Origin of the sequence: Streptomyces sp. NPDC051776 (genome assembly GCF_040681345.1) — a bacterium.
Taxonomy (GTDB): domain Bacteria; phylum Actinomycetota; class Actinomycetes; order Streptomycetales; family Streptomycetaceae; genus Streptomyces.
On sequence record NZ_JBFAYQ010000003.1, the window covers coordinates 91700 to 104389 of the forward strand.

A 12690-nucleotide genomic window follows, 5' to 3' on the forward strand; every position below is an offset into this window, starting at 1 on the left:
TTCGACTCCGCGGCGCGGGCGGTCGGGGCGACGAACACTCCGTCACCAGGCGTGCTGCCCTGGGACTCGGCGGCGGGGGCTCAGCCGGTCCCGGAGAACGCGGGGGCGACGGACCGGGGGTCGAGGGGCGGACGGGAATCGGCCGCTCCGTCACCTGAATCGGCCGCTCCGTCACCTGACGATGCGTCGCCCTATGGGCTGTCACAGAGCCCGAAGGAACGGAGAGTTGAGGCAAAGAACACGTCAACAACCTTCTCGTCGCCGTGTGTTGCCTCGGACGCCCAGTCACAAAGCGACCCACCGGCGGGCGCGATGTCTCCCGGGAACCCGGCACACGGCGGCGACCCGCTCGGGGGCTTGCCGTCCGACGCGTCCTCGCCCGGCGGCTCTTTCCCCAGGGGCTCTTTCCCCGGCGGATCCTTCCCGGGCGGCTCTCCGCCCGGTGGCACGGCGCACAGCGCCGACCCGTCCTGTGGTCCGGCCGTGGGCCTTCCTCCCCGGGGAACGGTGCCCTCCGCGCCTGATCTCCCGCAGCGCGCGGCCGAGGAAGGCGAGTGGTGGCAGACCGCGCCCCCCATGGTGGACTCATCCCAGGGCGGGCCACGGCCCGAGGCGTGGCCCGAGCCGACGTGGCCGCCCCGCGACTGCCCGGGCGCCCGCCCGCCGGTGCAGCGGACGTCACTGGCACGCCCTCCGCACCCGCGGGTACCGGAGAGGGGCGCCCGCCCCCTCCAGCCGCGGCGGGAGTGGTGGCAGGGGGTCGCCCCCGCCCCAGGGGCCCCGCCCGGGACCCGGATTCCCGCCCACCGGCCGCTCCTTCCCCCGACCCGGGCGCCCTGGGAGCCTCCGACGAGGGATGCGGGGGGCTCGTACGACACCCAGGCGCCGGAGCCGCTCGGCGACGGCCCCCCGCAGCCCCCCGGGGGTACGAGCGACACGTCCGCGGTGTCCCAGCAGTCCTCGGGCCGCGTACTCCCGTCAACTCCCGTGTTCGGGACCGGTGATGAGGCACCGGCATACCCTCGGTCGAGTCAGGGGCCGGGCCATGGGGTCGCCCCGTTCGACGAGGCGGACGGGCAGCCGGTACCGGATCCGACGCTCGGGCCGGGGACCGTCTCGGAGCGGCCCGGACCGGAGGCGTCACGGCCACCACGCCGCACGGCCGCGACGTCTCCGCCGGTGCCATCGGGAGTGCCGGGCGAGGCGTCACCGGCCGATCCGCCGGCGACGCGATCCGGACCGGCAGCCGTCCAGCCCCCGGCCTCCGGTGACGGTGAGCGCTCCGGGGCGAGCGCGGAGAGCACGGTCCTCGGCGGCCTCCCGAGACCCGCCGGCGCCGCTGGGCTCGCGAGGCCGAATGCGTCCGCCCGTGAGGCGGGGCCCACCCACCTGTTCGCCCGTGAGGCGGAGCCCACCCAGCTGCCGCTCGCCGATCCCGGCGCTCTCGGCGATCTCGTGCCGGATACCGTCCTTGACGGGGCTCGCTACGGCTCCCTCGTGCTGCGCACCGTGTCGCTGCGCGGCGACGGCGCGCGCCACGGCGGTGAGCCCCGTCGCGACGCGCTGGTCACCGCGCGGTTCGGGTCCGGCGCGGACGCGCTGCTGCTCGTTGCCGTCTCCGGGCCCGTGCCGGTGACCGATGCCCCGCACCCCTCCGCTGCCGACCACCGGGCGGCAGTCGACCTCTGCCACAGCATCGGCGTGACCGTCGGCCGCAGCCACCTCCGGCTGGGCGAGGACATCCGCGAGGGCCGGCGCGGCGAACTCAAATCCGGTCTGCACCGGCTGACCGACCGCGCCTACGGCAGTCTCCGCGCTCGCGCGACCGAACTCGGCCTGGATCAGGCCGGGTACACGGCAACACTCCGCTGCCTCCTTCTCCCCGCCGACCCCGCATGCCGTACGCGTGTGTTCTTCGGTGTCGGAGGAGGCGGCCTCTTCCGCCTGCGCGATGGCACCTGGCAGGACCTGGAACCCGCCGCCGCGCCCGCCGACCACGCGGAGCCTCCGCAACCCACTGCCCCCGTCGAGCCTTCCCGCCCAGCCGATCCCCGCCCAGCCGATCCCCGTCCTGCTGAGCCTCTCCGTCCCGGCCCGTCCGCGCGGGCCCCCGTGCCCGGCCCCGGCCCGGATCACCGGAGGGACCCGGACCCGTACGCCGAGTCCTTCCGATTCCGAGCCTCCGTCGCCCGCCCGGGTGACACGCTTCTCCTGTGCAGTACGGGCCTGGCGGAGCCGCTGCGCGGCGAGCCTGCCTTCGCCGCCGCGCTCGCCGAGCGGTGGGCTTCGCACGCTCCGCCCGGGCTTGCTGCCTTTCTCGCCGACGTGCAGCGCCGCGTCACCGGGCACGTGGGGGACCGGACAGCCGCCGCCGTCTGGGAGAAGGAGCATTAGTCCGCCCGGCCGGGACCACAAGCCGCGCACCCGTGCGTCCTACGCCGCGCACCCGTGCGTCCTACGCCGCGCACCCGTGCGTCCTACGCCGCGCACCCGTACGCCGTACGCCCTTTCCCGGGTGCCCCTGCGTCGTACCGCGTATCCCGTGCCGCTCCCCATACCGGCCGGGAGGCGCGAGCGCGCGGACCGTGGGTTGATGGACCCGGGGGGGGCTGGGTGGACCGGGGGGAGCGAAACACCGACCTCGACCCCGGAGTAGGAACCCATGGCCAAGCAGAGCGTGGCGGAACAGTTCGTCGACATCCTCGTACGGGCCGGTGTACGGCGGCTCTACGGCGTCGTCGGCGACAGTCTCAACCCCATCGTGGACGCCATCCGCCGCAACTCCGCCATCGACTGGATCCAGGTGCGGCACGAAGAGTGCGCGGCCTTTGCCGCCGGGGCGGAGGCACAGCTGACCGGCAGGCTCGCGGCCTGCGCCGGGTCCTGCGGGCCGGGCAATCTGCACCTCATCAACGGCCTGTACGACGCGCACCGTTCGATGGCACCAGTCCTCGCCCTCGCCTCGCACATCCCCAGCAGCGAGATCGGCTCCGGCTACTTCCAGGAGACCCATCCGGACCAGGTGTTCCAGGAGTGCAGCCACTACTGCGAGCTGATCTCCAGTCCCCGGCAGATGCCGCGGGTGATGCAGACGGCCGTACAGCACGCGGTGGGCCGCAGCGGTGTCAGCGTCGTCGCCCTGCCCGGCGACATCGCAGCGCAGCCCGCGCCGGAACGGGCCGAGGAGCATGCGATCGTGACGTCCCGCCCGACCGTGCGGCCCGGTGACGCCGAGGTCGAGGAACTCGTCCGCATGGTGGACCGGGCCGACCGGGTCACGCTGTTCTGCGGCAGTGGCACTTCGGGGGCGCACGACGAGGTCATGGCGTTCGCGGAACGTGTGAAGGCCCCGGTGGGCCACGCCCTGCGCGGCAAGGAGTGGATCCAGTACGACAACCCGTACGACGTCGGGATGAGCGGCCTGCTCGGGTACGGCGCCGCCTACGAGGCGACCCACGAGTGCGACCTGCTGATGCTGTTGGGCACCGACTTCCCCTACGGCGCGTTCCTGCCCGATGACGTCAAGATCGTGCAGGTCGACGTACGGCCCGAGCACCTGGGTCGGCGTTCCAAGCTCGACCTCGCGGTGTGGGGGGACGTCGGCGAGACACTGCGTTGCCTCACGCCCAAGGTGCGGGTGAAGAAGGACCGGCGATTCCTGGACAAGATGCTCAGGAAGCACGCCGACGCGCTCGAGGGTGTCGTCAAGGCGTACACCCGCAACGTCGAGAAGCACACCCCGATCCACCCGGAGTACGTGACCTCGGTGCTGGACGAGGAGGCCGCAGCGGACGCGGTCTTCACCGTCGACACGGGCATGAACAACGTCTGGGCCGCGCGCTACCTCACCCCCAACGGACGCCGCCGCGTCATCGGCTCCTTCACCCACGGTTCGATGGCGAACGCGCTGCCGCAGGCGATCGGCGCGCAGTTCCTCGACCGGAAGAGACAGGTGGTGGCGATGTCGGGGGACGGCGGCTTCGCCATGCTCATGGGCGACTTCCTGACCCTGGTGCAGTACGAACTGCCGGTGAAGGTCGTGCTCTTCAACAACTCCTCGCTGGGCATGGTGGAGCTGGAGATGATGGTCTCCGGCCTCCCGTCGTATGGGACCAGCAACCGGAACCCGGACTTCGCCGCGATCGCGACGGCGGCGGGCGCGTACGGGGTGCGCGTGGAGAAGCCGAAGCAGGTGCGCAGCGCGCTGCGGGACGCCTTCAAGCACAAGGGCCCGGCTCTGGTCGACATCGTGACCGACCCCAACGCACTCTCGATCCCGCCCAAGATCAGGGCGGAGATGGTGACGGGGTTCGCGCTCTCCGCGAGCAGGATCGTGCTGGATGGCGGAGTGGGCCGCATGGTGCAGATGGCCCGGTCCAACCTACGGAACATCCCGCGACCGTGAACCGTGCCGAGTACGGCGCAGGCGACGGCGGGCGTCACGGTGCCAGTGACGGCGGGCGTCGCGGTGCCAGTGACGGCAGGGGTTACGAAGTCCGTCGAGCCCGTAGGACGCGGGGGCTCGGCCGTACGGGTGGAACGGCGGCCCGACCGGTATGGGCACCGGCCGTACGCGGGATGTTCCGATTGTCGACTGTTGTGCAGCGGGTGACCGCAGCGACCGTCCTCCCCTGAGGCCCGGCACCGTTCTCCCGGCGGTGCCGGGCTTTGCTGTGCGCACCCCTGGGCATGATGAGCAGGAGCCAGTTCGCACCAGATCGGACCGATACGGCTTACGGGGCGGGGGAGATGGCGGGGCAGCGCGGAGTTTCCGTACTGAACAAGCGCCTGCGGAGGGCGGACCTGGCGGCAGTCGCCGAGGTGCGCGAGTCGCTGAGGGAGCTGCTGAGGCAGCAGTCGTGGGGGAAGGAGGAACGAGCGGACATCGCAGAGCTGCTGATCAGCGAGCTCGTGACCAATGCGCTGATCCACACGGGCCGTGAGGCGGAGGTGACGGCGACCCTGGTCGGCCAGGAACCGGGCGGCGCGGTCCCCGCGCCCCAGGACGAGGACCGGCTGAGGGTGGAGGTCAGGGATTTCGCCGACCGCCGGCCCGTGGTCCGGAGACCGGATGGTGAGGGGACCGGCGGCCGGGGGATGATGCTCGTCCAGGCGCTGGCGGACGCTTGGGGGGTACGGCCGGTGGGGGCGGGGAAAGTCGTGTGGTTCGAGCTGGCCGGGGAACCGGTCTGACGGATCGCGCCCGGCCTCGGCCGTCGTGCGACCGGACCTGCGGGTCCGCGCGGCGCGGCCCCCGCAGGGACACGTTCCGGTACGGCATCGCGCCGTACCGGGCTGCCGGGGGTGGGCCGCACGCGCCGCCCGGGGGTGTTCACGCACGCCGCCCGGGGGTATTCACGGGCGCCTGGCGCATTCCGGGCAGGTTCGCGCAGGCCCCGGGGGGCGGCCAGACACCCTCTCGGGGAGTTCACGCACGCCTGGCACATTCCGGGCAGGTTCGCGGCGCACGCCCCGGGGGCAGTCACGTTCGCCCCGGGGTGTTCATATGCACGCCGTACGGGGGTATTCACATGCACGCCGTACGGGGTGTTCACGCACGCCGGGGGCATTCCGGCGCGGCCTTCCGGGGCCGCGCCGTGGGTGCCGGCTCGTGCCGTTACGGGCGAGCAGCCCGTCCGTCCGTTCCGTCCGTCGGCTCAGCCGAATTGCTGCTCGAGGTCCTTGAGCTTCCGCTCGAGGGAGTCGAGCCGGGGGATCGTCAGGGTGTCGTCCTCCGCGGTGAGGTCGACGGTCACGGGCCGGTCCTGTCTACTGCCGCCCGACGGGCTCTCACCGCCGTCCGCCGATGCGGCACGGAGCACCGGCCGTACCGGTACGGGGTCCACCATGGGCGCTTCCGCCCGTGACGGGGCGTCGGCGGGCGGGAGGCTCGGGGTGTCCACCACCTGACGACCGCCGCGGCGGCCCCACAGCCCGTGCTGCCGGCTGAGGGCCCTCAGCTGCGCCCTCTCCCGCTTCTCCTGGTCGCGCCTGCGCAGACGGTGCTGCTCCTTCTGCCGCCGGTCCTCGCGCACCTCGTCGACCGCCTCGTCCAGGCTCCGTACGCCCTCGAGCAGCATCAGCGACCAGGCGGCGAAGGTCTCGCGGGGTGCGCGCAGCCAGCGGACGACGCGGATCTGCGGCAACGGCCGGGGTACGAGCCCTTGTTCGCGCAGCGCGGCCCTGCGGGTCTGCTTGAGCGCCCGGTCGAAGAGGACCGCGGCGGACAGCGACATCCCGGCGAAGAAGTGCGGGGCGCCCGCGTGGTCGAGCCCGCGCGGCGCGTGCACCCAGTTGAACCAGGCGGCCGCACCCGCGAACGTCCAGACCAGCATGCGGGACCCGAGCGCGGCGTCGCCGTGGCTGGCCTCGCGGACCGCGAGGACGGAGCAGAACATCGCCGCGCCGTCGAGGCCGAACGGCACCAAGTACTCCCATCCTCCGGAGAGGTTGAGGTTCTGGCGTCCGAAGCCGACGAGCCCGTGGAAGGACAGGGCGGCCGCGACGGCGGCGCAGCAGAAGAGCAGGACGTAGGCCGCCGAGCCGTAGACGGCCTCCTTGCGCCGGCGCCGTTCCTCGCTGCGTTCCCAGGAGTCCACGGGCCCGGTGGCGTCCTTTTCGCCGCGCCTGCCGCGGGTGATGACCACTGCCGCGACCGCCGTGCCGACGAGCAGCACCAGGAGCGGGATGAGCCAGTTCAGCGACGTGTCGGTAAGTCTCATCTGGGTCCCTTGCACTCGCTTCCGTGACGCTGTTGCCGTGGGCCGAGTACGGACGCGGCACTCGACGGGCGTCATCTTGGCGGAAACGGGCCTTGCCCCAAGGGGTTTCGGCGCAACAGCGGTGCAGGGCACGCGAATAGGGCCGGAAATACCGAACTTGCGTACGCATCAAGGGAGTTGCGTTCGGGTCACCTCACCCGGTCGGGTGGTTCCGCCGTGATCAGCTTGCGGTGAGGCGTGCGATGCGCTCCGCGTCGCAGGTGCGGGGGCACGTCACGCAGGTGTCCTCGGGGCGCAGTGTGTAGAAGAGGCAGCAGCTCGCCCGGTCGCGCGTGGGCAGTGCCTCGCCCTTCGGTCCCGTCAGCCGGCGGAAGGCCGAGCTGCCGACGTACGGTGCGGTGGCGCCCGGCAGCAGGCGCTCCAACTCGGCCACTGCGCGCCGTTCTTCGCCGAGCAGGTGGCCGACGTACCACAGACCTTCGACGATCTCGTCCGTCGCCATGCCCCACAGCGCGCGCGGCCCGCGGCGCATCCGCGGCCTGAATCCCTCCAGAACGGGGTCGAGGTGCTCGGCCACCGCCTTGCGTACCTCGGCCCGCAGGGAATCCTCGTCCGGTACGGTGCGGGCGTTCGGCAGTGCGGCCATCGGATCGTCGGGCAGGCAGGCGAACTCCCGTACGCGGAGGGTCATCCGGCCGAGCGTCCGCTGGAAGGACACCTCGCCGACGGGGACCCGCGGCACACGGCGCAGCAGGAACCAGGGGACGGTGATGAGCAGGCAGGCGGGCCACGCGTAGCGGTGCAGTCCGAAGCTGGCGATGACGTCCGGGCGGGCCCGCTGTCCATAGTCCCGCAGCACTTGGGCGTCGTCCCAGGCCAGGAAGGCGTCGAGCGCCGCGCCGCCCTCGGCGAGTTCCGTGGCCGCGACCCAGCCGCCGCCGCGGCGCGGTGCCTCCTCGGTCACGGCGAGCCCCGGGAACACCTCGGCCAGTCGGGCATAGGCCGCGGCGACGGGCGACGAGGCAAGGGCCGGGACGGCCGGAGCGACGGACATGCGCGGACCACCGAATCTCGCGATCGTTAGCAGGTAAGCCTTACCTTACCGGATGGTATCGATGTTTGAACTGCGGGATGGGGCCCCTATGGTTCTGGGGAGCATTTCACGGAGGGCGATCCATGGAGCAGGGCAGAACCGGGGCCGCGCAGCCGCGCCTGCCCGCCGCCGTGCCCGCGCCCGCTGAGTCCCCCGGGGTCGCCAGGTCCCCCGCGCCCGCTGAGTCCCCCGGGGTCGCCAGGTCCCCCGCGACCGCTGAGTCCCCCGGGGTCGCCAGGTCCCCCGCGACCGCTGAGTCCCCCGGGGTCGCCAGGTCCCCCGCGACCGCCGAGCCCCCGGCGACCGCCGAGTCCCCCGCGACCGCCGAGCCCCCGGCGACCGCGGAGGCGGCGGCTGAGGCCCGGACGAAGGCCCTCGCCCGCCGTGCCGCGATGGTCCACGGAGCGCGTGCTCCCGTGGCACGGCAACGTACAGGCGAGGGTCACGATGCGCGGCAGGACGCTGCCACCGCGCGCGAGGGCCGGGAGGGGGCAGAAGCGCCCGGAACGGACGCCGAGGGCGCCCTCACGGACGCATGGGGTCCCCGGACGGACGCCGAGGGCGCCCCCACGGACGCCTGGCGAACCCGGAGGGATGCCGAGGGCCGTGAGGGCCACGGAGATCCGCCACGGGCCGCTGCACCCTCCGGGGGGCCGGAACCTCCCGGAGCGAGCACTGCACCTCATGGCCCCGCGCCGATGGACATGCCCGCTCCTCGCACCGGCGGTGACGGCCCGGCTGCGCTCCGTAACGGCGCAGCCCAGGTTCCGGCCCCGACCCGAGCGCTCCGCACCCCCCGCCGGCCCAGCGGCACGAAAGCGGAGCCGCGCGCACCTCGCAGGCTTCCGCAGCGCCACTCCGTACGCGGCCAGATCCTCGACGCGCTGCGCAACGCTCTGGTCTGCGGCGAGCTGACGGCGGGCGAGGTGTACTCCGCGCCCGCGCTCGCCGAGCGCTTCGGCGTCTCCGCGACTCCGGTGCGCGAGGCCATGCACCAACTCGCCTGCGAGGGCGCCGTCGAAGTCGTACCCAACCGCGGCTTCCGGGTGGCCGGCCGCACGGCCCGCGACCTCAGCGAACTGGCCGAGATACGGGCGCTGATCGAGGTTCCTGTGATGCTCGGGCTCTCCCGCGCCCTGCCGCCCGAGCGCTGGAACGAGCTGCGTCACCTCGCCGCGGACACCGTCGCCGCGGCTGCCCGCGGGGACCGCGCGGGCTACGCGGAGTCCGACCGCGCCTTCCACCACGCACTGCTCTCGCTCACCGGGAACGCCCAACTCGTCCTGCTCGCCGACGATCTGCACCGGCGGGCCCAGGGACCGCTCGACTGCGGTCCCGTGCGCTCCGCCGACCTGGTCGCGGACGCGGCCGAGCACGCCGCCCTCCTCGACGCGCTCGCCGCGCAGGACCTGGCCGTCGTCGAGCAGCTCGTGCGCGAGCACATCGCCGGTGCGTACCGCTCGCACTGACCGCGGCATCCTCCGGGGCGGTGTTCATCCGCCGGCCCTCGCCCGTCGCGCTGCAGGAACCGGACGACAGCGCACAACCGGGCAGCCACACCGTCACCCCGTCCCCGGGTACCACTGACAACCCCGCCCGTCCCCGCCCCCGGCCCCGTCCCCGGCCCTGCCGGGGATCCCGCCTCCGCCTCGCTCCCGCAGCCCGGCCCGCGCATGAGACGCGGATGTGTCCATCCGTGGATCCTGCGTGGGTGTCCCCGGCTTCAGCCGGGGCGGGACACGCATCACCTGGACGGAGGCGTGAAGCCCGGGGGGTTCCCCGGGCCACGGGATGGCGGGTCCGGATAGTACGGTTCCGGCCTTCGATGTACCGCCGGATCACGGTCAGCGGAGGACCGCCGCAGGATGCCCCGCAGTAGGAGTGGGACGGGCCGGTCCCGCGCCTGAGGAACCGTCACCGTACATGTGTCCGGCGGGCGTTCCGGCGCTCGGGCTCTCGGGCGTTCACGCCACCGATCCGATCCTGCCCGCCGGCGCCGCGGGGTCGTGGTGGATCGGGGTGCGGGCGCCGGTCAGCGGGACGCCCTTGCCGCCCCGGCGGTCAGCGACGATCTCCGCGGCGATCGACAGCGCCGTCTCCTCGGGCGTGCGGGCTCCCAGATCGAGGCCGATCGGCGAGCGGAGGCGGGCCAGTTCGAGTTCGGTGACGCCGGCCTCGCGCAGGCGCTCCAGCCGGTCGAGGTGGGTGCGGCGGGAGCCCATCGCGCCGACGTAGGCGACCGGGAGCCTCAGCGCACGCTCCAGCAGCGGGACGTCGAACTTGGCGTCGTGGGTGAGGACGCACAGCACCGTACGGCCGTCCAGCTCCTGAGAGTCGAGGTAGCGGTGCGGCCAGTCCACGACGATCTCGTCCGCATCCGGGAAGCGGGCCGCGGTCGCGAACACGGGACGCGCGTCGCAGACCGTGACGTGGTGGCCGAGGAACTTGCCGACCCGGACCAGGGCGGCGGCGAAGTCGATCGCCCCGAAGATGATCATCCGTGGCGGCGGGACGCTGGACTCCACGAGCAGCACGACCGGCTGTCCGCAGCGGCTGCCGTCCGAGCCGATCTCCACCGTCCCCGTACGGCCCGCGTCGAGCAGGGCGGCCGCCTCGCCCGCCGCCGTGCGGTCCAGCTCCGGATGGCCGCCGAGCGATCCGTCGTAGGAACCGTCGGGCCTCACCAGCAGGGCGCGCCCGGTCAGTTCGGCCGGCCCGTCGACGACGCGAGTGAGGGCGACGGGCCGGCCGCCGGCGGCCTTCGACAGAGCGGCGGCGAACGTCTCCCGTGCGGCGCTCTCCGCCGGCGAATGGCCCGAGCGCACCGGAGTGACGAGGATGTCGATGACTCCGCCGCAGGTCAGACCCACGGCGAAGGCGTCCTCGTCGGCATAGCCGAAGCGCTCGAGGACGGGCTCGCCGGTCTCGAGCGCCTCCTGGCACAACGCGTAGACCGCTCCCTCCACGCAGCCTCCGGATACGGAGCCGATCGCCGTGCCGTCGCCGTCGACCGCCAGTGCGGCACCGGGCTGGCGGGGCGCGCTGCCGCCGGTGGCCACCACGGTGGCCACTGCGAAGTCACGGCCCTGCTCGCACCACCGGTGCAACTCGTCGGCGATGTCCAGCACGGCGATCACCTTCTCCTTCGGGGACGGGTCGTAGAGGACGGGTGCTGGGGTGGACGGGTCAAAGGGTGGCGCACCGGGCCTACTTGACGCCCAGCAGGTGCTCGATGGGGTGGAGGGCGAAGTACACCAGGAAGACGCCGGTGAGCACCCACATGAAGATGCCCGGCTCGCGCCACTTGCCCCGGGCCGCCTTGATGGCGGTGTAGGCGATGACGCCGGCGCCGACACCTGCGGTGATGGAGTACGTGAACGGCATCAGCGCCACGGTCAGGAAGACCGGTATCGCCACCGCGCGATCGCTCCAGTCCACATGCCTGGCGTTCTGCATCATCATCGCGCCGATGACGACCAGCGCGGCGGCCGCGACCTGGCCGGGCACGATCTGGGTGAGCGGCGTGAAGAACAGGCAGGCGGCGAAGAACAGACCGGTGACGACGCTGGAGAGACCCGTACGGGCACCTTCCCCGACGCCGGTCGCCGACTCGATGAACACGGTCTGTCCCGAGGCGCCGGCGACACCGCCGACCGCACCGCCCGCGCCGTCGATGAACAGCGCCTTGCTCAGCCCCGGCATCCGGCCGCGCTCGTCGGCCAGCTTCGCCTCCGTGCCGACGCCGATGATGGTGGCCATCGCGTCGAAGAACCCTGCCAGCACCAGAGTGAAGACGATCATGCCGACGGTCATCGCGCCGATCTCGTCCCAGCCGCCGAACTTCACATGCCCGAAGAGGGAGAAGTCCGGGCTGGAGACCGCCGAGCCGTCGAGCTCCGGCGGAGCCCCGCCCCAGGTCTTCGGGTCCAGGTTGCCCACGGCGTTGACGACGACCGCGATCACGGTCCCGATGACGATCCCGATGAGGATCGCGCCCGGGACGTTGCGGGCCTGCATCATGAAGATGAGCAGCACCGTGACGCAGAAGATCAGGACGGGCCAGCCGGTGAGTTCGCCCGCAGGACCGAGCGTGAGCGGCGCCGAGGCGTTGTTCATGTGCACGAAGCCCGCCTTCACCAGGCCGATCAGCGCGATGAACAGACCGATGCCGATGGTGATCGCATGTTTCAGGGCCAACGGGATGGCGTTCATGATGAGTTCGCGCAAGCCCGTGACCACCAGCAGCATGATGATGACGCCGTACATCACGCACATGCCCATGGCCTGGGGCCAGGTCATGTTGGGGGCGACCTGCGAGGCGATGACACCGGAGACGCTGAGCCCGGCGGCCAGCGCCAGCGGCACCTTGCCGACGAAGCCCATGACCAGGGTCGTCAGGGCGGCGGCGAACGCGGTGGCCGTGATGAGACCGGTACGGCTGAGGGTGTTGCCCGAGACGTCCTCACCGCCGAGCAGCAGGGGGTTCAGCAGGAGGATGTACGCCATCGCCATGAACGTGGTGATGCCGCCGCGCACCTCCCGCGCGACCGTCGATCCTCTGTCGGAGATGTGAAAGTACCGGTCGAGCCAGGACCGGCCGGCGGGCTGGCGCGAGCCCGTGCCCGCGTCCTCCGCCGTGGTCCTCGGCTGTACTGACGACTGGGTCATGATGCCTACTCCCAAGGTTCACAGGGGCACCCGCGGGGGGTTGTCCGCGGGATTTGGGATGTTGAGTTGGCTGCACGACCCGGGAGGACGGCCCGAGACGAACGGGGGGTACCGCGAGCGGTGCGGTACGTATGCGGCACCGCGAGCGGTGCGGTACTGCGGTGGGGGTTTTCCGGGCGGGTACGGCACGGGGAGGCCGGTCGGCAC

At 72.7% G+C, this 12690-nt stretch carries 8 protein-coding genes; 4 read left to right on the top strand and 4 right to left on the bottom strand.

Annotated features, from left to right (window positions below; all coding sequences use genetic code 11):
• Nucleotides 1-1179 precede the first annotated feature (1179 nt).
• The 3 genes from AB0M26_RS03905 (at nt 1180) to AB0M26_RS03915 (ending at nt 5193) form a co-directional block, all read left to right on the top strand.
• The gene (locus AB0M26_RS03905) at nt 1180-2394 is read left to right on the top strand and encodes a protein phosphatase 2C domain-containing protein (protein WP_365254032.1); all 1215 of its coding nucleotides are present in this window, start codon (nt 1180-1182) and stop codon (nt 2392-2394) included.
• A 268-nt stretch (nt 2395-2662) separates the two neighbouring features.
• Entirely contained in the window at nt 2663-4405 is a 1743-nt protein-coding gene (locus AB0M26_RS03910; protein ID WP_365254035.1) for a pyruvate dehydrogenase, read from the top strand.
• Between the two features lie 344 nt (nt 4406-4749).
• Nucleotides 4750-5193, top strand: a complete 444-nt coding sequence (locus AB0M26_RS03915; protein ID WP_365254532.1) for an ATP-binding protein — start codon at nt 4750-4752, stop codon at nt 5191-5193.
• Nucleotides 5194-5657: 464 nt separating this feature from the next.
• Here the strand turns inward: AB0M26_RS03915 and AB0M26_RS03920 are convergent, their stop codons facing one another.
• Together AB0M26_RS03920 and AB0M26_RS03925 are read right to left on the bottom strand one after the other, a co-directional pair.
• Nucleotides 5658-6722, bottom strand: coding sequence for a DUF2637 domain-containing protein (locus tag AB0M26_RS03920; protein WP_365254038.1), 1065 nt, complete (start codon nt 6720-6722; stop codon nt 5658-5660).
• A 220-nt stretch (nt 6723-6942) separates the two neighbouring features.
• The gene (locus tag AB0M26_RS03925; RefSeq protein ID WP_365254041.1) at nt 6943-7776 is read right to left on the bottom strand and encodes a (2Fe-2S)-binding protein; all 834 of its coding nucleotides are present in this window, start codon (nt 7774-7776) and stop codon (nt 6943-6945) included.
• A 743-nt stretch (nt 7777-8519) separates the two neighbouring features.
• Here AB0M26_RS03925 and AB0M26_RS03930 point away from each other — a divergent pair.
• The gene (locus AB0M26_RS03930) at nt 8520-9284 is read left to right on the top strand and encodes a GntR family transcriptional regulator (RefSeq protein WP_365254044.1); all 765 of its coding nucleotides are present in this window, start codon (nt 8520-8522) and stop codon (nt 9282-9284) included.
• A 495-nt stretch (nt 9285-9779) separates the two neighbouring features.
• Here the strand turns inward: AB0M26_RS03930 and AB0M26_RS03935 are convergent, their stop codons facing one another.
• Nucleotides 9780-10943 carry an XdhC/CoxI family protein gene (locus tag AB0M26_RS03935; protein ID WP_365254535.1) on the bottom strand — a complete coding sequence of 388 codons (1164 nt, stop codon included), beginning with the start codon at nt 10941-10943 and terminating at the stop codon, nt 9780-9782.
• Between the two features lie 79 nt (nt 10944-11022).
• A complete protein-coding gene (locus tag AB0M26_RS03940; protein ID WP_365254047.1) occupies nt 11023-12483 on the bottom strand; it encodes an NCS2 family permease in 1461 nt (486 codons plus the stop codon).
• Between the last annotated feature and the right edge of the window lie 207 nt (nt 12484-12690).